The sequence below is a fragment of the Candidatus Sulfotelmatobacter sp. genome, assembly GCA_035504415.1.
In the GTDB taxonomy this organism is placed as follows: domain Bacteria; phylum Vulcanimicrobiota; class Vulcanimicrobiia; order Vulcanimicrobiales; family Vulcanimicrobiaceae; genus Vulcanimicrobium.
On record DATJRY010000021.1, the window covers coordinates 196945 to 218445 of the forward strand.

The following is a 21501-nucleotide window of genomic DNA, read 5'->3' on the forward strand; positions in this document are numbered from 1 at the left end:
GGTCAGTTGCCGCGGGTCGCCAGGAGCTGCTCGGGCGCCAGGGTGCGGATGTCCAGGCCGTCCATCGCCTTGGCTTCCTCGGGAATCGACTCGTGGGCGCGCAGGACCACGTCGGGATCTTGCCAGTGGGTCGTCGCGTCGACGATCGCGCGGGCGAACCCGGCCGGGTCGGTCGACTTGAAGATCCCCGAGCCCACGAAGATGCCCTCGGCACCCAGCTCCATCATCAGCGCGGCGTCGGCCGGCGTTGAGACGCCGCCCGCGCAGAACAGCACCACCGGGAGCTTCTTGTGCTCGGCGACGTCGCGGACGAGCTCGAGCGGAGCGCCCAGGTCGCGGGCACGCGCCACCAGCTCCTCGCGCGGCAGCGCGGCCAGCTGCGCGATGCCGTCGCGGATCGCGCGCATGTGCCGGACCGCCTCGACGATGTTGCCCGAGCCGGCTTCGCCCTTGCTGCGGATCATCGCCGCGCCTTCGGCGATCCGCCGCAGCGCCTCGCCCAGGTCGCGCGCGCCGCAGACGAACGGGACCGTGAACGGCGTCTTCTCGAGGTGATAGAGGTCGTCGGCCGGGGTCAGCACCTCGGACTCGTCGATGAAGTCGATGCCCAGCGCCTGCAGCTGACGCGCCTCGCCGAGGTGGCCGATGCGGACCTTGGCCATCACCGGGATGGTGACGGTGTCCATGATGCGGCGGATCAGCGCCGGGTGGCTCATGCGCGCGACGCCGCCGGCGGCGCGGATGTCGGCCGGGATGCGCTCGAGCGCCATCACGGCGACCGCCCCGGCCTCCTCGGCGATCTTGGCCTGCTCGGGGGTGACCACGTCCATGATCACGCCGCCCTTGAGCATCTGCGCGAGGCCCCGCTTGACGGTCTCGGTCCCGGTCTGCTTCGTCTCTCCGTTCATCTCCGCTCCATTGTCTCGGCCCGAAAGGCCTCCATCAATGCGGACAATAGGCACACCCCGCGGGTTGCGGGCACAGCAGACTACGGAGGGACGGCGCCGTTGACGGGGGTGTCGCTCGGTTCGGGCGTGTTCTCGTCCGGCTCGTGGGAGGCGATCGGCAGCGGGAGCGGCGGCGAGGTATAGGCGGGCGGGACCGTGACGGTGGGCCGCGGGCTCGGCTTGGGGGTGGGCGTCGGCTTGGGCGTCGGGGCCGGGGTGTGCGTCACCCGCGGGTCGGGGAAGGCCGGGTCGGTCGCCACCGCGGTGACCTGCAGCCGCTTCCAGTCGTGGAGGTTGCCCGGATCGGTCGGGCTCGGCTGCGGCACCGGGGTGATGTTGAGCCCCGCCACCGGCATGCGCTGTTCCGATTGCAAGAGTGCCCGGTTACCCAGCTTTTGGCCGATCAGGATCGAGACCAGCAAGACGAGCGCCCCCGCGACCAGGAGCGCCGAAAGCCCGGGGCGGCGGCTCGGCGGCACGGCGGCGGGCTTCGGTCAGGCCCGGGCGGCCGCCTCTTGGGCCGGCCGGCTGGCCATCGCGTCGATCAGCCGCGGCTCGCCGATCAGGATCTCGGCCATCCGTCCGGCCTCGACCCGCTTGCGGTAGGCTTGCCCGCGGAACTGCAGCACGACGTCGCGCCCCCGGTCGAGGTCGTTGCAGACGAAGATCCGGACCGCTCCGGCGGCGTCCTCGAAGGCGACCGCGGCGACCTCGACCGGCGAGGTGCGGATCTCGTCGGAGACGTCGCGGCCGGCGTAAAAGACCTGATACGGCTCCTCGGCCGAGGCGAAATCCATGTCGCCGACCACCATCGCGCGCTCGGCGTCGATGACGTAGCTGTGCCGCCGCCCGCCCCAATGCACGCGCACCGCGGCGGCCCAGCTCCAGTGCGCCGGCAGCAGCGGGACCAGGTGCGGGCGACCGCTGGTGCGGTAGCCGTCCAGGCCGCAGGCGGTCTCGGCCAGCGCCCACAGGTACTTGGCGCCCGTCCACGGCGAGAGGTACATCCCGCGATTGGTCAGCGAGCCGCCGTCGAACCACTCGCCGAACTGGCCCGGGACGGTGTTGCGGGCGACGCCCGCCTCCATGCTGGCGTAGATCGCCTCGAGCCAGTGCGCGGCCTGCGCGGGCTCGCCGTTGCGCGCGAGCGCGACGGCGTACCACAGGGTGAGGTCGGGCCACACCCCGCCCAACAGGCCGAAGCCGTGCGAGGGGAAGTACCAGGCGTCGGCCGTCGAGATCGTGCGCAGCCCGACGGCGGTGGTGAAATCGGCCTCGCCCAGGCGTTTGAGCATCGCCGTGCGCGCGTGCGGCTCGGCCACCTCGAACAGGATCGGAAAGACTTCGTCGGCGGTGAAGTCGTCCTGGTAGTTGCCTTCCTTGTCGTAGTTGAGCACGAAGGCGTGCGTGTCGGCGTTGTAGAGCTTGGCCAGCATCGCGTCGCGCAGCGCGGAAGCGGCCTGCGAGTACTTCTCCCAGGCGAGGGGATCGTCGACGATCGCCGCCATGCGCGCCGTCGCCTCGAACGCGAAGTACGCCTCGGCGTTGATCTCGGTGACGGCGCCGTCGAGCGTGTAGTACGGGATGATGTTGCGCCACGAGGTGATCCCGAACATGTCCACCCCGGCCGCCTCGCAGAACAGCAGCCCGTTCGCGTCGCGCTGCGAGAGCATGTAGTCGGCGATCCTCGTCACCAGCGGGAAGACGGCGCGCAGCCAGTCCTCGTCGAGCGTGGCGTTGAAGTGGTGCAAGATCGCGATGATGTGCAGCGGCGTGTCGTCGTTGACGTTCAAGTCGTAGAACGTCTTGAAGCCGCTCACGCCGCGCACGTACTCGACCACCTGTCCGCTCGGCTCGAGAAAGCGGTTGAACAGCTCGATCGCGTCGCGCGAGAACTCCGGCAAGAAGTAGTCGTAGCCGTGCACGAACCACGAGGTGTCGCGCGAGACGAGGATGTCGGAGGGCGGCGAGTTGGTCGAGCCCCAGCCCTGCGGATACTCCTTGATGACGCGCAGCATGTTGCACTTGGCCCACACCGCGCCGCGGTTGACGACGGCCGAGGGCGTGAGCAGCCGCGCGTCGGCGAGCTTGGCGGCGAAGTAGCGCTGCGTCGCGTCGAGCGCGTCGGGATCGTGCAGCAGCTGCTCGAGCACCGGCTTGGAGCGCGCGTCGCCGTCCTTGTGGAACACGACCGCCAGCCGCAGCGACTCGCGCGCCCCGGGCGCCAGATCGATGCGGTACTCGAAGGCGCCGAAGATGCGGCTGCTGGAGAACTCGGCGAGCTGCGGGGTGACCTCGTCGAGGTGCTCGTCCTCGCGCAGGGTGCCGTCCTTCATCCCCTGCAGCAGCATCTGCTCGCGCAGCGCGACCACGGCGGCGTGGGGAGCGCGCGAGCCGCCCCACCAGCGCACCGCGCCCGACTCCTCGCCGTAGGAGCGGATGAAACGTTCGCCCGCGCTGGCGCGCACGTGCTTCTCGGGCTCGCCGTAGAAGCGCTGCCCGATCAGCAGCGCCCACGGAAAGACGCGCACGCTGGCCGGGGTGGCGGCGGCGTTGTGGATCGCGACGTCGACGACGAAGGCGACGACGCGATCGTGCGCGGGACCGTGCGGCACGTAAAACGTCTCGCGCACGCGCAGGTCGGGGTTCAGCGCGAACTCCGCGATCTGCGCGTACGGCAGGAAGGTGAACTCGCGTACGATCTGTTGCGGAAACAGCGTCGGACCGCCCTGCGCGCGGTAGGCGATCTGGTGCGCGCCGAAGATGATCTGGTCGGTGTCGGCGTCCCAGAGGCCGCGGATCCCGCCCTTGGGCGTCGACGAGCAGAACGTCTTGTAGTTGCCCAGCGACATACCGAACGGCGTTTGGTCCTCGCGGAGGACGTATGCGCTCAGCTCGTTGCGCTGCGCGTCGAAGGTCGGTCCCACGGCTGTGGGGTCTACCCGAGACCGCGCGCCACGGCCTCCTCACGGGGAGCGCCGCCCGCCGAACGGAACAAAGAGCCCGGTGAGGCTGCAAGCGCCTGCCAAGATCAACCTGACGCTCGAGATCCTCGCGCGCCGCGAGGACGGCTACCATGCGCTGCGCAGCGTGATGGTGCCGATCGCGTTGCACGACGAGATCGCGATCGCGCCGGCGCGGCACTTCGCGTTCGCGTGCGAACCGCCGGCGCTCGCGCCCGACAACCTGGTGGTGCGCGCCTTCGCGGCGGCCGGCCTGGCCGACGCGCCGCTGGCCGTCACGTTGCGCAAGCAGGTGCCCGTCGGGGCGGGGCTGGGCGGCGGATCCAGCGACGCCGCCGCGATCCTACGCGCGGCGATGCGCGGGGAGTTCGGCGATGCGCGAGCCGGCGATTGGCTCGCGGCGGCGCGCGCGCTCGGCTCGGACGTTCCGTTCTTCCTGGTCGACGCGCCGGCGCTGGTCGAAGGGACCGGCGAGCGGGTGACGGCGTTGGGCGCGCCGCCGCCGTGGTGGATCGTGCTCGCGGTTCCGCCCGCGCACGTCGCGACCGGACCGGCCTACGCGCGCTTGGCCGAGGTGCGCGCGCTGCACCCCGCGCCCACCCGGCCGCGCGGCGGCTCGGCGACGATCCGCTGCGGCGAAGCGTTGCAACGCGCCGACTACGCGGCGGTGCTGGCGGCGATGACCAACGACTTCGAGCCGATCGTGCGCGAAGCGTATCCGCTGGTCGACGCGACGCTGCACGCGCTCGGCGACGCCGGCGCGCCGGGCCGCGCGATGCTCTCCGGCTCGGGCGGCGCGTGCTTCGCACTGTTCGCCGACGAAGCGTCGGCCCGCAGCTTCGCGCCGCGCGTGCGCGCGCCGGCCGGGACCGCGCTGCACGTGGTGCCGTTCGCGCCCAGCCGGAGCTTCCGGTGAGCGCGCTCGACGCCGTCGTGCTCGCCGGCGGCCGCCCGGACGCGGTTGCCGCGTTGGCGCCGGGCGCTCCCAACAAAGCTTTCGTGCCGATCGCCGGCGTGCCGCTGGTGACGCGCACAATCGCCGGGTTGCGCGCCTCGGCGCGCGTCGACCGCATCGTCGTGGTCGCGCCGCCCGAAGCCGCCGCGAACCCGGCGCTGGCCGGCGCCAGCGAAGTGCGCGGGGACGGCGCGACGATGCTGCTCAGCTTGCGCTCGGGTCTGGCCGGCTTCACCGAGGACGCGCTGGTGCTGGTGGCGGCCTCCGATCTGCCGGCGCTCGACGCGGCCGCGGTCGACGAGTTCGTCGACGCCGCCCGAGCGCGCGATCTCGACCTCGCCTACGCCTGCGTCGAACGGCGCTGGCATCTGGCGAGGTATCCGGAGTTTCCGCACACCTGGGCGCGCATGCGCGAGGGACGTTTCTGCGGCGGCGGGTTGGTGGCGCTGCGCCCCCGCACGCTGGCCCCGCTGGCGGAGTTGCTCGACGCGCTCGGCGCCGCGCGCAAATCGCCGCTGCGGCTGGCGGCGCTGCTGGGCTGGGACGTCGCGGCGCGCTTCGCGTTCGGCCGGCTCTCGATCGCGGGCGCCGAAGCGCGCGCCTCACGGCTGCTCGGCGGCGCGCGCGTCGGCGCGATTCGCTGCACCCAGCCGCAGGTCGCGCTCAACGTCGACCGCGTCTCCGACGTGTCGTTGGCGAACGCACGCTTTCGGCAAAGCGGGTGAACGCGGCGCGGCGTGCCTGCGTTGGTCTGGACATGCGCGCCGCAACCTTGCTGTTGGCCCTCACCCTGACGGGCCAGACGCCCGCTCCGGCGCCGGCGGCGAGCGCCGCGCCGAGCGCCGCGCCGGTCGCCGACTGCACGCCGCGCACCGAGCCGCTGGGCGCGATCGGGCGCGCCAGCGTCGTCACCTTCACCGGCGCCGTGTACGGCGACCACGTCTGCGCGCTGGTGCTCAACCTCGCCGACGACGGCTACCGCGCGTCGTTCGCCGCGGCGTCCGGCACGGCGCCGATCGAGGTCGCCTTGACGCCCGGCGCCGGCGGTTCGCTCGGCATCGACGCCGGCGGCGCGCTGCGCGCCGTCCCCGGCGCGCCCAGCGCGAGCGACGCGGTCGGCGTGGGCCCGTTCATCATCGCGCCCGGCGGCACGTTCGCCGCGCCGGCCGGTGCCAACGACGAGCAGCCGCTGGTGGTGCTGGCGTACGCGGGGCAGCGCATCGTGCTGCTGGCGACCAGCGCCGTCACGCCGGTCGATCTCGCCGACGCGTTGCAGCGCCAACCCGACCTGTTCGGCATCGTCGCGCCCGAGCGCGCGATCGTGCTCGCGCACGGGCCCGGCTCGACGATCTCTGTGCGCTTGCACGCTACGATACTCGGAACGCCACCGCCGACGGCGCAGCTGATCGCGATCGCGCCAAGACCTTAGAATTTCCTGGGAAAGGCTGCCGTCCGAGCGCCCTTCTCAGTTTCTTCTCAGGCGGAGCGGGCAAACCGTAACAACAGCGTGCCTGCGTGGCGAAGAGCTAGGGCTCTCTTGCTAGCGCCCGCTCATTCCCGGAGACGAAAGGACCTCGAGCACGATGCGAATCTTGGTGATCGGCGGAGACGGCTATTGCGGCTGGGCCACCTCGCTGTACCTGTCGAACCAAGGCCACGACGTGGCGATCATGGACAGCTTGGTGCGCCGCGAATGGGATCGCGAGCACGGGCTCGACTCGCTCGTGCCGATCGCCTCGGCACGGCGCCGCGTCGACGAGTGGAAGCGGCTGACCGGCAAGACGATCCGCTTCGAGCAGGCCGACGTCACCGACTACCAGGCCTTGTGCACCATGATCGACGAGACGCGCCCGGAGGCGGTCGTGCACTTCGGCCAGCAGCGCAGCGCGCCGTTCTCGATGATCGACCGCGAGCACGCGATCCGCACGCACCTCAACAACACGGTCGGCAACATGAACGTCCTGTGGGCGCTCCACGAGCGCGCGCCGCAGACGCACCTGGTCAAGCTCGGCACGATGGGCGAGTACGGCACGCCGAACATCGACATCGAAGAAGGCTTCATCACCATCGACCACCACGGGCGCAGCGACACGCTTCCGTATCCCAAGCAGCCGGGGTCGTTCTACCACCTGACCAAGGTCAGCGACAGCGATCAGATCTACTTCGCCTGCCGGGTGTGGAAGCTGCGCGCGACCGACCTCAATCAGGGCGTCGTGTACGGCACCTACACCGAAGAGACGGCGGCGTCGCCGGCGCTGGCGAACCGCTACGACTACGATCACGTCTTCGGCACGGTGCTCAACCGCTTCTGCGTGCAGGCCGCGCTCGGCCACCCGCTGAGCGTCTACGGCAAGGGCGGCCAGACGCGCTCGTTCCTCGACATCCGCGACACCGTGCGCTGCATCGAGATCGCGGTGACGAACCCGGCGCAGCCCGGCGAGTTCCGCGTCTTCAACCAATTCACCGAGATGTTCGGCGTCGAGCAGCTGGCGGAACGCGTCAAAGGCGTCGCCGGCACGCTGGGTCTGGACTGCACGATCGCCCACGTCGCCAACCCGCGCGTCGAGCGCGAAGAGCACTACTACAACGCGATCAACACCAACTTGCGCTCGCTGGGGCTCGAGCCGACGCTGCTCAGCGACGAGACCATCGCGGGGCTGATCCGCCAGGCCGCGGAGCACCGCGCGCGCATCGACCTGAGCTTGATCCCGCCGCGCGTCGAGTGGAGCCGCCACGAACCGACCGCGGCCCTGCGCGCCGCGGCTTCGTGACGGCGGCTGGGGCGTAGCCCGAACGCGACGGCTTCGCGGAACGCGAAGCCGCTACGCGCCAGACCAGCGCCGGAACAGGCCGGCGTCGATACCGAACTGATCGAGGGCCTTGCCGACCGTGTGGTTGACGAGGTCCTCGAGCGTTTTCGGGCGCGCGTACCAGCCGGGGATCGGCGGCAAGATCACCGCGCCCAGCTCGGCCAGCTGCGCGAGCGTGCGCAGGTGCCCCAGGTGCAGCGGCGTCTCGCGCGCGACGACCACCAGCCGGCGCTTCTCCTTGAGGCAAACGTCGGCGGCGCGCACCAGGAGGTTGGCGTTGAAGCCGTACGCGATCGCAGAAGCGGTGCGCATCGAGCACGGGATCACCAGCATCCCGTCGGTGTGGAACGAACCCGACGAGATCGCCGCCGCCACGTTGTCGTCGCGGTGGACGACGTCGGCCAGCGCTTCGAGGTCGGCGGCGGTCCAGTCGGTCTCCAGCTCGATCGTCTGGCGCGCCTGCTCGGAGACGACCAGGTGCACCTCGAGCTGCGGCACGGCGCGCAGCGCGCGCAGCGCGGCGAACGCGTAGACGCTCCCGCTGGCGCCCGACACTCCGACGACGAGTCGCTTGGTCTCCACCCTCCACCCTTTCCACGCCCGTCCACAGATCCCGGGAGCGAGCGCGGCGCCGGGGGTCGGCCGGCCGCTCCGCGGCGAAGATGACGGCGTGCTCCTGGTCGACGAACGGCGGTTGCCGGCGGACGGTGCGTTGGCGCCGGCCGCGCTGCTGAGCCGTCTGGTCGGGCGGCGCGTGCTCGGAAACGGCGCCCGCCGCGCGATCGTGCGCCGGCTGGCGGCGACCCGCGAGGACGTGGTCGTCGCCGCGCACGTGCGCGCCAGCGCCTCGTTCGCGGCGCGCGTCGTCGACGCGCTCGACCGCGGCGCCGTGCCGCCGTCGCTCGAAGCGCTGGCCAATCACGTACGCACGCTGACCAGTTTCGCCGAGCTGCTCGACGTGCGCGCCGCGCTGCACCTCGCGCTGGCCGACGGGCTGCGTTTGAACGCCGAGGTGCTGCGCGTCGACGCGCTGCTCTTGAGCGACGCCGACGACGCGTTCGCGTGGCGCCGGCTGGCGGCGCTGGCCGGGGTCGCGTGCGAAGCCGTCGAGCTGGGTCCGGCGGTCCCGGCCGCGCTCGCGCTCGACGCCGTCGCCGGCGTGCAGGCGCTCTTGCGCTTCGCCGACCGGCAGCGCGACGCCGACGCACGCGCGGCGCTGCTGGCGCCGCAGAGCGGCGTCGCTCCGGACGAAGCGGGCGCGCTGCTGGCCGCCGCCGGCGAGCGCAGCACGCTGCTCGAGGTCATCGCGAAGGGAGCGTCGGCCGACGCGACCCGCTTCGCGCACGGCTTGACCACGCTCGCCGACGCGTATCGTATCCCCGACGCCTCGGCGGCCGGCGTCCTGGCTGCGGCCTGCGCCGCGTTTCCGATCGCCGATCCGGCGACGCGCGCGGCGCTGGTGCGCGTCGCCGCCGACTTCGACGAAGCGCGCGCGTTCGCGCCGGCCTGGCAGGCCGACGACGTGCTGGCCGAGATCGACGCCGAGCTGGGCGACGCGACGCGCCGCGCCGAGCGGCCGCCCGACGTCGCGCCCGCGCCGCAGCTCGCCGACGAGCCGCCCGAACCCGTTCGCACGCGCAAGCTCTCGTTCAGCGCGTCCTCGCTCAACGCGTACGCCGAGTGCAAGCGCAAGTGGTGGTTTCGTTACGCCTGCGCCGCCGTCGAGGACAAGGGCTCGTCGGCGTCGTTCTACGGGATCGCGTTTCACGCCGCGTTGGAGGACTTCCATCACGTGTACGCGCGCTTCGACGCCGTCGACGCGCCGGCGCTGGCGATGTTCCTGGACGGCTGCGTGAACGGCGCCTTCGACCGCTACCGGACGCGCTTCGACGCGCCGGTCGAGTTCGAGCTGCAGAAGCGGCGCGCGCGCCGCACCGCCAAGAAGTATCTCAGCTGGCTGCTCGAGCGCGCGCGCCGTTCGCCGTTCGCGGTCATCGGCTGCGAGACGGAAACCGACATCGAGCTGGGCGGTCACCGCTTCATCGGCTATATCGACCGGCTCGACCGCGACGAACGCACCGGCACCGTCACCGTCGTCGACTACAAGACCGGCTCGATCGCGACCAGCGCGCAAGAATATCTCGACGCGGTGCGGTCGTTCCACGAGTTCCAGCTGCCGTTCTACTACTGGGCGCGCACCGCCGCCGGCGACGTCGTCACCAAGCTCGCGCTCGTCCCCCTCAAGGATGCGCTGCTCGACGTCGTCCCGGTCGAGCTCGAGGTCGTCACGACCTCACGGCCGCCGCGAGCGAACGGCAGCTACGGCGAGATCTCGGTGGCCGAGCTCGAGCGCGCGCGCGCGCGGATGATCGCGCTCGCTGACGAGCTCTCGCACGGTGAGCGCGCGATGTTTCCGGCCACCGACGATCCGGACGCATGCCGCTATTGTGCGTACGGCAACGCGTGCAGAGAACGTCCACGCGTGCTCGAAGAACGGTTCGGTCGCTGACACTTCACCGACGGGGCGGCCTTCTGCTGCACGCAAAATAGTGATGCACGGAGTGTCATTGTGCGTTTTGTCGCAGGCGATTCTCGGTAGTTGAAACGCTACCCGAGCAAGTCGTTCGGGCAAGGAGGCCACACTTCGGTGCATCTCACACGGACGACGTCGATCGCAGCGACGATCGTCGCTGCCGCACTCTTGGCGAGTTGCGGCGGCGGCGGAGTCGGCGGCGGAACGTCTCGCCCAATCCCAGCCACCACACCGACACCCTCGTCGAGCGCCAGCGGTATCACCGCGCTCACCGGACTCGCCGCGGCGCCGCTCGCCGTCGGCGACACACGCGCATTCACACCGTCGGAATCGGGTTATAGCGGCGGTTACACGGTGACCTCGTCGGCGCCGAGCGTCGCGAGCGTCACGCCGTCGTCGGGTACCGGACCGTTCACCGTCAAGGGACTCGCGCCCGGCACGACGACCATCACGACGTCCGATACGAACGGCCACAGCTCGAGCGTACCGCTGACCGTCAGCGCCACCGTCGGTTTCGGTTCGCTGACCGCGACGCCGGCGAACACGCAGCTCACGACCGGCGAGACGACGCAGTTCACGCCGAGCGAGCCCGGCTATTCCGGCACCTACACCGCCACCTCGTCGAACCCGGCGGTGATCACCGTCTCGCCGGCGTCGGGGACCGGGCCGTTCACGCTGACCGCGGTCTCGCCCGGAACCGCGACGATTACCGTCGCCGACCAGAACGGACACAGCGCGTCGACGACGTTGACCGTCACCGCGCCCGGCAGCACGCCCGCGCCGACCAACGCTCCCAGCGGCACGCCGACGACCGCACCGAGCGGTAGTCCGACGACCGCACCGAGCGGCAATCCGACGACCGCACCCAGCTCGAGCCCGACCTCGACGCCGACGAGCGCGCCGATCTCGTTGACGCCGGTCGCACTGACGGTCGACCTCAACCAGCTCGCGAACGTCGCGGAAACGGATTCGACCGGCGCGACGCCGACCACCAGCGTCGCCAACCCCGCGACCGCCACCATCGTCTCGACCGGCAGCGGTCAGTACGAAGTGGTCGGAAATCAAGCCGGCAACACGACCATCACGTTCAGCGATCCGAGCGGCAACACGACGACGCTGCCGGTCACCGTGCCGGCCTCGCCGCAGCCGGTCATCCAGCTCAACCCCACCGGCGTCAACGACGGCGCGGCCGGGCTGGGCGCCACCGCCGTGACGCTCTCGCCGACGGAGACGGGATATACCGGACCGTTCACGGCGTCGAGCAGCAACGCGTCGGTCGCGTCGGTCTCGCAGGTCGGCAACACGTTCGTCGTGGCGACGGCGAACCCGGGCTCGGTGATCATCACCGTGCGCGACGACCAGGGGAACTCCGCGAGCATCGGTTTCACGGTGCAGTAGCTTCTCCACTCCGTCCACAGCGATCCACAATCGGGCCCGGCGCACGGGGACGGGGTGCGCCGGGCGAGAACCGCGTCGGGTGATCCTCGACGCCTTCGGGACGGCATCGTGATCGCGGCGCTCGGATTGGAGCGAGCGATCGCGCTGCCCGCCGCGCACGGCCTGCTCGCGTTCACCGGGCCGCCGGCGAGCGGCAAGACGGCGGCACTGGCGCGGCGCTTCGCGGCGTTGCGCGCCGCCGATCCCGATCTCGCCGGCGCCGCGATCGTCACGGCCGCGCGCGCCGAGGGCGCCCGCGCGCTGGCCGCCCGCATCACCGCGGAGTGCGGCATCGCGGTGCGTGGTGCGACGCTCGACACGTTCGCGCTCGAGCTGCTGCGCGCGCACCCGTTCGAGACCGGGCTCGCGCTCGACCTCGAGCTGGTCGACGCGCTCGACGCCGAAGAGATCTTCGAGCGTGCCGCCGCTCCGCTGTTCTCGGCCGAGTGGAGCGACTGGCTGGGCACCGAGATCGATCCCGAGATCGCCGGACTGCGCACGCCCGACCGCTTCGCGGACGCGGTCTTGCGGTTGATCCGCAAGCTGCGCGACGCCGGCATCGACGACGAAGCGTTCCTGACCGCCGCCAAGCGCGGCGCGGCGACGTTCTACGCGAATCCGCCCAACCTCGCCTCGCCGGCGCTGGTCGCGGCCACCAAGGACGAGCATCGTGCCTCGCTCGCCGTCGACGGCTCGGAGCTGGACCGCCAGCGCCGCCGCGAGCTCGACTTGGCGAAGATCGTCGCGCGCTTGTACCGCGCGTACGTCGACGAGCAGGTGCGGCGCGGCTGCCTGACCGCGGTCGACGCGCTGGTCGAAGCGACGCGGCTGCTCGAGACGCAGCCGGCCATCGCGCGCGCGCTGCGCACCCGGCTGCACGTCGCGTTCGTCGACGACGCGCACGACCTGAGCGCGGCCGGCTTGCGCTTCCTGCACGCGCTGTTCGGTGACGCGCTGCACGGCGTGACCGTCGCCGGCGATCCGAGCGCGGCGACGCAGACCTTCGCCGGCGCGCGGCCCGAGCGGATCTTCGGGCACGCCACGACGACGGTCGCGCTGCCCGGCGGCGCCTTGCCGCCGCTGATCGCGCAGGTCGCGTACGCCGTCATCGACGCCGACCCCGCGCGCCCGCTCCCGCCCGGCGAGGCGGTGCGGGTGGTGCGCGCGCGCGACCGCCTCGCCGAAGCGGAGACGATCGCCGAGCGCGTCGTCACGCTGCTCGCGAGCGGCACGCCGCCCGGCCGTATCGCGGTGCTGCACCGCACGCTGCGCACGCTCGGTGCCTACGAGGAAGCGCTGCTGGCGCGCGACGTCCCGCTCGCGCTGGCCGGCGATCCGGTGCTGTTCGCGCGTCACGACGTGCTCGACGCGCTCGCGCTGTGGTGGAGCGCGGTCGACCCGTTCCGTCACGTTTGGCTGCTGCGCGCGCTGCAGACGCCGATGGTGCGCCTGTCCGACGCCTCGATCGCGACCTTGTGCGGCGAACCGGCCAGCCCGCAACCCGCGCTCTTCACCCTGCCCGACGACGACCAAAGCGACCGCCGCTGGGACCGCCGCCGCGATCTGCGCCTGGCGACGAACGTGCTGCGCGGCGAGCGCGACGACGATCTCGGAGCGGTGGCGCGCGAACGCGTGCGCGCGTTCCGCGAACGCCGCGCGCGCTGGACGGGCTGGCTGCGGGCGACCGACGTCGCCGGCGCGGCGCGCGCGATCGCCGAGGACGGCGGGCTGTTCGCGCCGTTGGCCGGCGAGACCGCGGCGCGCACGCGCTTCCGCGTCACGCTGGTCGAGCGCGCGATCGCGCAGCTCGCCGCCTACGCCGCGCGCCACCCCTTCGCCGACCTGGGCGCGGCACTGGCGTACTGCGACCGGCTGGCCGCGGCCGAGGGCGGTCCGGAGCTGATCGACGAACGCGACGACGCCGTCGTCGTCGCCTCGGTCGAGCGCGTCCTCTCGCGCCGCTTCGCGCACGTCTTCGTCGTCGACGCGCGCGCCGGCGCGTTTCCGCCGTACTACGTACCGGACGCGTTCTTGTTCAGCCCTAGTTACGGGATGATCCCGAAGGAGAACGCCGGCGACGCGCCGGCGGCGCGCACCGCGAAGTTCACCTGGTACGAGCACCACGCGAAGCCGCGCGCGGCATACGTACGCGAGCAGCGGCGGCTGTTCGCCGCCGCGCTCGGACGCGCCGACGAGACGGTGACGGTCTCGGCCGCGGGCCGTCCGACCCGCGGCATCGCGGCGCCCGAGCTCGCGCACGAGATCGAGCTGCTGCTCGCGAACCGCGCCTAGTGGCGGACGCGAACCTCCCGCTGCGCCACCGCGAGCATTACCCGGGAGACCTATCCGCATCGTGCTGCGCCTCGCACCCCTGAGCACCGACGCCTACGTCCGCGACGTGCTGCCGCACTCGGCCGAGCTGTGGGCGGGCGCGCGGAGCTTCGACGAGTACGCGGCCGAGCTGCGCGGCATCGCCGGTTCGGCCTGGGGGCGGCGGCGCTTTCGCACCGTCGGCTTGTGGGTGGGCGACGAGCTGGTCGCCTCGTGCAAGCGGTACGATCGCGTGCTGCGCTGCGGCGATCGCCGCTACCGCGCCGCCGGGATCGGCGCCGTCTTCACCCCGCCCGCGCTGCGCGGGCGCGGGTACGCGACCGCGCTGCTGGGCGCGCTGCTCGACGCCGAGCGCGCCGCGGGCACGGCCTTCGCCTACCTCTTCAGCGACATCGGCGCGACGTTCTACGAGCACCTCGGCTTCGTGAAGCTGCCCGCGCGCGCGTTCTCCCTGCGCGCCGACGGGCTGGCCGGACCGCGGGTGACGGTCGAGACGCTCGGCGCGGACGACGACGCGGCGATGCGACGGGTCTTCGCCGCCAGCGAGGCGCGCCGGCACTTCGCGTTCGTGCGCACGCCGCTCGAATGGGAGTGGCAGCGCCTGCGCGCCGCATCGCGCGAGCACGGCTCGCCGGTGCTGCGGCTGGGCGTCCGGCGCGGCCGGGCGCTGGCGGCGTACGTCGTCGGGCGGCGCATTCCGACCGCGGACGTCTTCGCGCTCGACGAGTTGGCGCTGGCCCGCGCGCAGGATGCGCCGCTGCTGGGCTCGCTCTTGCGCGCGGCCGCCGGCGACCTGCGCAAGATCGGCGGCTGGCTCCCCCCGGCGCCGCTGCGCGGCGCGCTGCCGCGCGGCGCGGTCCGCCCGCGGCGCAGCAGCCTGACGATGGTCCTTCCGCTCGACCGAACCTTCGCGGCCGCCTGGCGGGAGACGCTGCCCCGGGTCGAAGCGGACGCTGCAGATCCGTGCTGGGCTGCCGATTACCTCTAAGGTGGGCTTGACGATTCTTGAACCGAAGGCCGGCCTCGAGCCGATCGACCGTTTGCTCGTCGACGTCCAAGCGGCGTGCGTGCGAGCCGGGGCGGCGATCTTGGCGTTCGCGGCCGGCGACTGCACGGTGTGGACAAAGGACGACGCCTCGCCGCTGACCCAGGCGGACCTGGCCGCCAACGCGATCCTGCTCGCGGCGCTGGCCGAGCTCGACCCCGCGACGCCGGTCATCTCCGAGGAGAGCCCGCGGCCCGCGGGCCCGGCGCCGGCGCGCTTCTGGCTGGTCGATCCGCTCGACGGCACGCGCGAGTTCCTCAGCGGCAACGGCGAGTACACGGTCAACGTCGCCCTGGTGGACGAGGGGACGCCGGTGCTCGGCGTCGTCCATGCGCCCGCGCTCGAACGCACCTACGCCGCCGCGCGCGGCCGCGGCGCGACCCGCACCGACGCGCACGGGACGCGGCCCATTCACGTCCGTCGCGAGGGCGCGCTGGTGGTGGTCGCGAGCCGCTCGCACCGCGGCGCCGAGCTCGAGCCGTTCCTGGCCGCCTTGCCGCCGCACGAAACCGTCACGGCCGGCTCGTCGCTCAAGCTGGGCCTGGTGGCGGACGGGACGGCGCAGCTCTACCCGCGCTTCGGTACGACCTGCTGGTGGGACATCGCCGCCGGCCACGCCGTGGCGGTCGAAGCCGGCGCGCAGGTGGTGACGTTCGCGGGCGCGCCGCTGCGCTACGCGGGCAGCGACGTGCGCAACCCCTCGTTCGCGTGCACGGCTCTGCCGGTCGAGCTGGTCACAACAGCCGCAGCTCGCGCGCTTCTTCATCCGTAAGCGACGCCACCCGGGTCCCCAGCAGCCGGATCGGCGTTCCGGCGACCTCGGAGCGCTGCCAGCACCAGCGCGCGGCGTCGTGGATCGCGTCGGCGTCGTTGGTCGCGACCGCCAGCGTCGTCTGCCGGCCGGTGACGGTGAAGTCGGCGCGCTTGATCTTCACCCCGACCGTCTGCGCGCGCAGTCCCTTGGCGAGCAGATCGCGCGCCAGCTCGTCGGCCTGCTCGCGAAGCAGCGCGTGAATGCGCTGCTCGTCGGTGACGTCGTACTCGAAGGTCTCCTCGGTCGAGATCGACTTGCGCTCGCGCGACGGATCGACGGCGCGCTCGTCGATCCCGCGCGCGAGATCGCGAAAGAACGGCCCGCTGCGGCCGAACAGCGCGTAGAGCGCCTCGTCGGCGAGCACCGCGACGTCGCCGATGGTGCGAATCCCCGCCGCCTCCAAACGCGGCTGCGTCTTCGGACCGATCCCCCACAGCCGTCCGACCGGCATCGGCGCCAAGAACGTCGCTTCGCTGCCCGGCTCGACGACCGTCAAGCCGTCCGGCTTGCGCAGATCGCTGGCGATCTTGGCGATCATCTTGCCGCGCGCGACGCCGGCGCTGGCGGTCAGCCCGATCTCGGCGCGAATGCGCGCGCGCACGCGCTCGGCCAGCGCGCACGCCGCCTCCAGGTCGTCGGTACGCGCGTCGACGAACGCCTCGTCGAGCGAGAGCCCTTCGACGGCGCGGCCGTCCTCCTCGAAGATGGCGAACACCGCGCGTGAGGCCTCGCGGTAGCGGGTGAAGTCGGGCGGCACGACGACCAGCTGCGGGCACAGCTCGCGCGCGCGGTACAGCGGCATCGCGGAACGCACGCCGAACGGCCGCGCTTCGTACGACGCCGTCAACACGACGGCCCGGCGCGAGGAGCCCGAGATCGCGAGCGGCACGCCGCGCAGCGACGGATCGTCGCGTTGCGCCACCGACGCGTAGAAGGCATCGAGGTCGAAATGGACGATCATCGTACGACCGTCCCCCGGATCATGGAACCCCGAGCGCCTCGCGCACGTAGGCCAGCGCGTCCGCGCCGACCTCCATGAAGGCGACGGCGAAGCCGCCCATCGCGCTCGAGCGGACGATGCGGCTGGTGATCTCGTGCCGCTGGCCGGCGCCTTCGAGCACGATCGTCAGAACGGTGTCTTCGGGGAACGTCTCGCCGGCCACGAGCAGCAGGCCGGTGCGCGAGATGTTGTCGATGGTGCCGGTGCGCTCGGGCTGGTCGCCGTAGCGGTAGCGCACGGGCATGCTGACCTTGACCCGTTCGCTGGCTCGCCGGTTACCGTCGTCGCTCATCCGCTCCTCCGATCACGGCACGCCGAGTGCCTCGCGTACGTAGCGCAGCGTCTCGTCTTCGACGTGGACGAAGGAGACGCCCAGTCCGCCCATCGGTGCCGTTCGCACGACTTCACCGACGATGGTGTGCTCCGCGCCGGCTTGGTCGTGGAACGCGATGCGCAGGTGCGTTCCCTCGGCCATCGCCTCGTCCGCGATCAGCAACAGCCCGTTGCGCGAGATGTTGTCGATCCGGGCGGCGCGCTCGTCCGGCGCGCCGTCACGACGGTAGCGCGCGGCGACGTCGACCTTTACGCGGATCGCGGTGCGCCGATCGTTCATACTCCCACTCCCTCCATGAGCGTGCGAATCGCGGTCACGTTGCGGACGTCGTCGGCCTCTTCGCCGGGCGTCTCGAGGATCGCGATCTTTCCTTGCACTCCCGGATGCGCGACGATCGCGCGGAACCCTTCGATCCCGATGCGTCCCTCGCCGATGTGGTGATGGCGGTCCCGGGCGCCGCCCAGCTCGACCTCGGTGTCGTTGAAGTGGAACATCACGACCCGGTCGAGTCCCATCTCGCGCTCGACCTCGTCGAAGAAGCGCGCCACGCCCTCGCGCGTGTCGAGCGCGTAGCCGGCGGCCCAGCTGTGCGCGGTGTCCAGACAGACGCGCAGGTTCGGGTGGCCGACGGTACGGATGAACCGACCCAGCTCCTCGATGGTCCCGCCGCACAGCTGACCCGCGCCCGCGCTGTTCTCCAGCACCAGGTACACGTTGGGGTCGATCCGCTCGAGCGCGTGCTCGAGTCCGTCGACGACGGCGGCGAAGCCGGCGGCGCGGTCGCGCTTGCCGTACGAGCCCAGGTGCGTGTTGACGTACGCGACCCGGCCGACCGCGGCCACGGCGAGATCGTTCTCGAGCAGCTTGAGCGAGCCGTTGCGCGTCTTGGGGTCCTCGCTGGCGAGGTTGATCAGATACGAGGTGTGGATCGCGACCGGCGCGATCCCGGCGGCCTCGCGCATGTTCGCGAAGCGGGTGAAGGCCGGCGCGTCGATGGCGCCGACCCGGTACGTCTTGGGGTTCCCGCTGAAGAACTGCAGCGTGGTGCAGCCCAGCTTGGCCGCATACGCGACGGCGGCCTCGTGACCGCCGCCGACGCGCACGTGCAGACCGTAGCGCAGATCGGTCACCGCTCGGTCAACGGCGGCGGCCGAAGTCGAACTGGCGCGCGCGCGTGCCGCGCGGCATGAAGCTCTTGGCCCGCCCGCTGGGCACCATCGCGCGCGAGGGGTTGCGCTCGAAGGTGGTCGAGGTCATCAGGACCGCGTCGGAGGGCCGTTCGCGGCGGCCGACGCGGCCGATCAGCTGCTCGACCTCCGACTCGCCGAACGCGTCGGCGTCGGTGATGACGATCAGATCGGCGGCCGGGATGTCGATCCCGCTCCCGACCAAGTTCGTCGCCGCCAGCACCGCCGGTGCTTGCGCGCGGAACTTGTTCATCATCTCGACGCGCGTGCCGACCTCGTTGACCTTGACGCCCTTGCGGCGATTGCGGCTGCCGTGCTCGTGCGTGTCGGCCATGTCGCCGCGCAGCTGCTGCACGGGGATGCCGTAGGTGTGCTCGAGCCGTTCCGCCAGCCGCGGGACGTCGCTGCGCGTGCGGCCGATGACGAACACCCGTGAGCCGCGCGCGAGGTGGTCGCGAATCAGCGCGTCGGCGCGCGAGAGCTGCTCGGCGGGCGGCTCGCCCCACACGCCTTCGACCTTGTGGATCGTCGTCGGCAGCACGTCGAACGGCATCTTCTTCATCGAGACGACGCGCGAGAGCGCGCCGATCCGTTCGAGGAAGCGGCGCAGCTCGTCGGGCGTCGCGGTGGCGAAGATCATCGGGCAGTCGAGGTCTTCGAGCAGCCGCAGGTGCTCGCGCTCGTCGAACGCGTTGACGTCGTCGATCACCAGCAGCGCGCTGCGATCGATCATGTCCCAGTAGCGCTCGATGGTCAGCATCATCGCCGAGCCGACGACGATGTTGATCGTCCCGTCGGCGATGCCGTTTTCGACCGCGCGGCGCTCGGCGGGCGACGCGCCGCCGTGGATCTGCCCGACGCCGATGCCGGTCCCCTCGAGCCGTTCGGTCAGATAGGTGTAGTGCTGGCGGATCAGATCGCGCGTCGGCGCGACGACCACGCCGTAGCCGCCGTCGGTGGCGAGCACGGTGTCGACCAGCGTGCGCATCAGGACTTCGGTCTTGCCCGAGCCGGTCGGCGCCTTGAGGAGAAACTCATAGTGGCCCTCGTCGAGACCTTCGGCGAGAGCGAGCACGGCGTTGCGCTGGTCGACGGTGAGCCGGAACCGCTCACCGGGTTGGATCAGCTCGTGGGTCAGCGCGACGCGCTGACAGTTCTGGTCGATCCGCGCCCACGTGGCGGCGGGGTCGAGACGTGCGGTCATACCGCTGATGGCTGGGTCTCCGTTTCTTGGGGTGATTGCTCGGCCGCCGCGTCCTCGACGTCCGCGACGCTCTCGGACTCGATCGACGCGATCGCGTCGGCGGCCGGCGTCGTCGGTACCGTCGGAATCGGCAGCGCGAGCTCGAGCGGGCCGGCCGCGGTTTCGAGGTCGATGGTCGGCAGATCGTCGAGCCGCTTGAGGCCGAAGGCCTCCAGGAACTCCGGCGTCGTCTTGTAGAGCATCGGCCGCCCCGGCGACTCCTTGCGGCCGGACTCGGCCAAGAAGCGACGGTCGACCAGGGTCGCGATCACCGAGTCGGCGGACACGCCGCGGATCTCTTCGATCTCACCTTTGGTGCAGGGTTGGGTGTAGGCGACGATGGCCAGCGTTTCGAGCGCCGCCGGCGAGAGATTGGTCTTGGGGGGCAGCAGATACGCTTCGACGACCTCGCGCGCCGCCGGCGCGCTCGCGAAGCGGTAGCCGCCCGCGATCTCGCGCAGCACGACGCCGCGATGCGCGAACTCCTCGTCGATCTTCTGCAACGCGACGCTGACCTCGGCCTCTTCCGCGCCGGTCAGTTTCGCCAATTGCTTGATCGAGAGGGCTTCGCTGGCGACGAAGAGCAGCGCTTCGCAATCGCGCTGCAGTTTGCCGGTGTCGACGAGTTCAGGCTGCACGGTCTTCTTCGGGGACGGGGAGGATCGCGATGTCGGTGAAGGCGTCGCTCTGCTCGACGCGCACGCGGGCGCGGCGCACGAGCTCGAGCACGGCGAGGAACGTCACGATGATGGCGACGCGATCGAGGTTCGCGCACAGCGCGAAGAACGACGCGCGGCCGTCGCGGCGCACGGCACGGGCCACGGCTTCCATCTGCTCGACCAGCGAGACCCGTTCGCGGACGATCGTCCGCTTCTCGGGCTTCGCCGCGCGCAGTGCCGCGGCCAGTGCTCCCGCGAGCTTCGCCGCGTCGATCTGATAGCGCTGCACGAACTCGCCGGTCGGGTCGCCGCCCTCGCTGCGCAGGTAGAAGGCCGAGGCCTCGGCGGCCCTGGCCTTGAGGTCGGTCCCGGCGTCACGGTACTTCGAGTAGGCGATCAGCCGCTCGCGCAAGCGCTGCTCGACCGCCTCGGCCGACTCCTCCGGATCGCCCTGGAACTCGACCGGGATGGGGGGCAGCAGGGCCTTGGACTTGAGGAAGACCAGCGTCGCGGCGACGACGAGGTAGTCGGCCGCCAGCTCGACGTCGAGCGCCTCCATGGCGTGGACGTAGGCCAGGTACTGGTCGGCGACGCGCGCCAGCGGAACGGTGGCGATGTCGAGCTGCTGCTCCTTGACCAGGTTCAGCAGCAGGTCCAACGGACCGTCGAACACGTCGAGCGAGACGCGCAGCGCGCGCTCGTCGACGACGGGGACCGGGGCCGACAATTACGCGCTCGTGTCCCTCACCGACGGTCCGGCGGTGACGGTCTCCGGCTCGAACTGGCCGGCGCCTTCGCGCTCCAGCCACTCCAGGCCCAGGTCGACCAAACGCTTCTCGTTGATGTACTTGAGGGCTTTCTTGGCGGCCTTGATCTCGAACCAGCGCGCCTCGTCGACCTCGTGATCGTGGTTGGCCGTGTCGCCCGAGAGGTAGCGCATCAGGTAGAAGTGGACGTCCTTCTTGTGCTTGGTCCGGTTCAGGAAGAACCAGTAGTGGATGTCCGAAAGCTTGGTCAGGATCTCGGCCCAGCAACCAGTCTCCTCACGCACTTCGCGCAGGGCCGCTTGCTCGTGGGTCTCCTTCGGCTCGACGTGTCCCTTCGGCAACGACCAGACGCGCGGTTCCCCACGGCCGATCAAGAGGGCCTCCAAACCGTTTCCGTCCCCACGCAGGACCAGCCCGCCGGCGGAGACCTCGTATTTGATGCGCATCGTTGCCTTCAGATAGATCCAGCCCGACGT

General features: G+C 71.5%; 21 protein-coding genes. 9 read left to right on the top strand and 12 right to left on the bottom strand.

Annotated features, from left to right (window positions below):
• Window positions 1-2: 2 nt before the first annotated feature.
• The 3 genes from pdxS to VMD91_18735 form a co-directional block, all read right to left on the bottom strand.
• Window positions 3-908 (bottom strand): pyridoxal 5'-phosphate synthase lyase subunit PdxS, encoded by a 906-nt coding sequence (gene pdxS / locus VMD91_18725; protein HTW86113.1) that lies wholly within the window; start codon window positions 906-908, stop codon window positions 3-5.
• Window positions 909-988: 80 nt separating this feature from the next.
• On the bottom strand, window positions 989-1426 hold the full coding sequence (locus VMD91_18730) for a hypothetical protein (protein ID HTW86114.1): 438 nt from the start codon (window positions 1424-1426) through the stop codon (window positions 989-991).
• A gap of 15 nt (window positions 1427-1441) precedes the next feature.
• Window positions 1442-3874, bottom strand: coding sequence for a hypothetical protein (locus VMD91_18735; GenBank protein ID HTW86115.1), 2433 nt, complete (start codon window positions 3872-3874; stop codon window positions 1442-1444).
• A 79-nt stretch (window positions 3875-3953) separates the two neighbouring features.
• Between VMD91_18735 and VMD91_18740 the strand changes: the two genes are divergently transcribed.
• The 4 genes from VMD91_18740 to VMD91_18755 all read left to right on the top strand — a co-directional run bounded on the left by VMD91_18740 (window position 3954) and on the right by VMD91_18755 (window position 7636).
• A complete protein-coding gene (locus VMD91_18740) occupies window positions 3954-4826 on the top strand; it encodes a hypothetical protein (GenBank protein ID HTW86116.1) in 873 nt (290 codons plus the stop codon).
• Window positions 4823-5590, top strand: coding sequence for a nucleotidyltransferase family protein (locus tag VMD91_18745; GenBank protein HTW86117.1), 768 nt, complete (start codon window positions 4823-4825; stop codon window positions 5588-5590). The genes VMD91_18740 and VMD91_18745 overlap by 4 nt, the downstream gene beginning before the upstream one ends.
• A gap of 32 nt (window positions 5591-5622) precedes the next feature.
• The gene (locus VMD91_18750) at window positions 5623-6294 is read left to right on the top strand and encodes a hypothetical protein (protein ID HTW86118.1); all 672 of its coding nucleotides are present in this window, start codon (window positions 5623-5625) and stop codon (window positions 6292-6294) included.
• A gap of 154 nt (window positions 6295-6448) precedes the next feature.
• Window positions 6449-7636, top strand: coding sequence for an NAD-dependent epimerase/dehydratase family protein (locus tag VMD91_18755; protein HTW86119.1), 1188 nt, complete (start codon window positions 6449-6451; stop codon window positions 7634-7636).
• 51 nt (window positions 7637-7687) lie between these two features.
• Here VMD91_18755 and VMD91_18760 read toward each other — a convergent pair whose 3' ends face one another.
• The gene (locus tag VMD91_18760; protein HTW86120.1) at window positions 7688-8257 is read right to left on the bottom strand and encodes a UbiX family flavin prenyltransferase; all 570 of its coding nucleotides are present in this window, start codon (window positions 8255-8257) and stop codon (window positions 7688-7690) included.
• Window positions 8258-8345: 88 nt separating this feature from the next.
• Here VMD91_18760 and VMD91_18765 point away from each other — a divergent pair, with 88 nt between their 5' ends.
• From VMD91_18765 to cysQ, 5 genes are all read left to right on the top strand, one after another.
• Entirely contained in the window at window positions 8346-10184 is a 1839-nt protein-coding gene (locus tag VMD91_18765; protein HTW86121.1) for a PD-(D/E)XK nuclease family protein, read from the top strand.
• Between the two features lie 378 nt (window positions 10185-10562).
• Window positions 10563-11606 (top strand): Ig-like domain-containing protein, encoded by a 1044-nt coding sequence (locus VMD91_18770; GenBank protein HTW86122.1) that lies wholly within the window; start codon window positions 10563-10565, stop codon window positions 11604-11606.
• 108 nt (window positions 11607-11714) lie between these two features.
• The gene (locus VMD91_18775) at window positions 11715-13937 is read left to right on the top strand and encodes a UvrD-helicase domain-containing protein (protein ID HTW86123.1); all 2223 of its coding nucleotides are present in this window, start codon (window positions 11715-11717) and stop codon (window positions 13935-13937) included.
• Between the two features lie 61 nt (window positions 13938-13998).
• Window positions 13999-14964, top strand: coding sequence for a GNAT family N-acetyltransferase (locus VMD91_18780; protein HTW86124.1), 966 nt, complete (start codon window positions 13999-14001; stop codon window positions 14962-14964).
• Window positions 14965-14971: 7 nt separating this feature from the next.
• The gene (gene cysQ, locus VMD91_18785) at window positions 14972-15793 is read left to right on the top strand and encodes a 3'(2'),5'-bisphosphate nucleotidase CysQ (GenBank protein HTW86125.1); all 822 of its coding nucleotides are present in this window, start codon (window positions 14972-14974) and stop codon (window positions 15791-15793) included.
• On the opposite strand, the gene dinB is transcribed toward cysQ, so the two are convergent.
• The 8 genes from dinB to VMD91_18825 are packed head-to-tail and all read right to left on the bottom strand — an operon-like array spanning window position 15756 to window position 21471.
• Window positions 15756-16796 (bottom strand): DNA polymerase IV, encoded by a 1041-nt coding sequence (dinB, locus tag VMD91_18790; GenBank protein HTW86126.1) that lies wholly within the window; start codon window positions 16794-16796, stop codon window positions 15756-15758. The two genes, cysQ and dinB, sit on opposite strands and share 38 nt — an antisense overlap.
• 19 nt (window positions 16797-16815) lie before the next feature.
• Window positions 16816-17127 (bottom strand): PilZ domain-containing protein, encoded by a 312-nt coding sequence (locus VMD91_18795; protein ID HTW86127.1) that lies wholly within the window; start codon window positions 17125-17127, stop codon window positions 16816-16818.
• Between the two features lie 12 nt (window positions 17128-17139).
• Window positions 17140-17448: a PilZ domain-containing protein gene (locus VMD91_18800; protein HTW86128.1), complete on the bottom strand. Its 309-nt coding sequence runs from the start codon at window positions 17446-17448 to the stop codon at window positions 17140-17142.
• Window positions 17445-18299, bottom strand: a complete 855-nt coding sequence (locus VMD91_18805) for a deoxyribonuclease IV (GenBank protein ID HTW86129.1) — start codon at window positions 18297-18299, stop codon at window positions 17445-17447. Before VMD91_18805 ends, VMD91_18800 begins: the two co-directional genes overlap by 4 nt.
• Window positions 18300-18306: 7 nt before the next feature.
• The gene (locus VMD91_18810) at window positions 18307-19560 is read right to left on the bottom strand and encodes a DEAD/DEAH box helicase (protein HTW86130.1); all 1254 of its coding nucleotides are present in this window, start codon (window positions 19558-19560) and stop codon (window positions 18307-18309) included.
• The gene (gene scpB, locus VMD91_18815) at window positions 19557-20237 is read right to left on the bottom strand and encodes an SMC-Scp complex subunit ScpB (GenBank protein ID HTW86131.1); all 681 of its coding nucleotides are present in this window, start codon (window positions 20235-20237) and stop codon (window positions 19557-19559) included. The genes VMD91_18810 and scpB overlap by 4 nt, the downstream gene beginning before the upstream one ends.
• The gene (locus tag VMD91_18820) at window positions 20227-20985 is read right to left on the bottom strand and encodes a segregation/condensation protein A (GenBank protein ID HTW86132.1); all 759 of its coding nucleotides are present in this window, start codon (window positions 20983-20985) and stop codon (window positions 20227-20229) included. Before VMD91_18820 ends, scpB begins: the two co-directional genes overlap by 11 nt.
• The gene (locus VMD91_18825; protein HTW86133.1) at window positions 20986-21471 is read right to left on the bottom strand and encodes an NUDIX hydrolase; all 486 of its coding nucleotides are present in this window, start codon (window positions 21469-21471) and stop codon (window positions 20986-20988) included.
• Window positions 21472-21501 lie beyond the last annotated feature (30 nt).

What these genes read in the sequence shown, in the direction of transcription:
- VMD91_18825 (HTW86133.1), bottom strand. Translation starts at nt 21,471, where the DNA reads ATGCGCATCAAATACGAGGTCTCCGCCGGCGGGCTGGTCCTGCGTGGG.
- VMD91_18750 (HTW86118.1), top strand. Translation starts at nt 5,623, where the DNA reads ATGCGCGCCGCAACCTTGCTGTTGGCCCTCACCCTGACGGGCCAGACG.
- dinB (HTW86126.1), bottom strand. Translation starts at nt 16,796, where the DNA reads ATGATCGTCCATTTCGACCTCGATGCCTTCTACGCGTCGGTGGCGCAA.
- VMD91_18810 (HTW86130.1), bottom strand. Translation starts at nt 19,560, where the DNA reads ATGACCGCACGTCTCGACCCCGCCGCCACGTGGGCGCGGATCGACCAG.
- VMD91_18800 (HTW86128.1), bottom strand. Translation starts at nt 17,448, where the DNA reads ATGAACGATCGGCGCACCGCGATCCGCGTAAAGGTCGACGTCGCCGCG.
- VMD91_18795 (HTW86127.1), bottom strand. Translation starts at nt 17,127, where the DNA reads ATGAGCGACGACGGTAACCGGCGAGCCAGCGAACGGGTCAAGGTCAGC.
- pdxS (HTW86113.1), bottom strand. Translation starts at nt 908, where the DNA reads ATGAACGGAGAGACGAAGCAGACCGGGACCGAGACCGTCAAGCGGGGC.
- VMD91_18755 (HTW86119.1), top strand. Translation starts at nt 6,449, where the DNA reads ATGCGAATCTTGGTGATCGGCGGAGACGGCTATTGCGGCTGGGCCACC.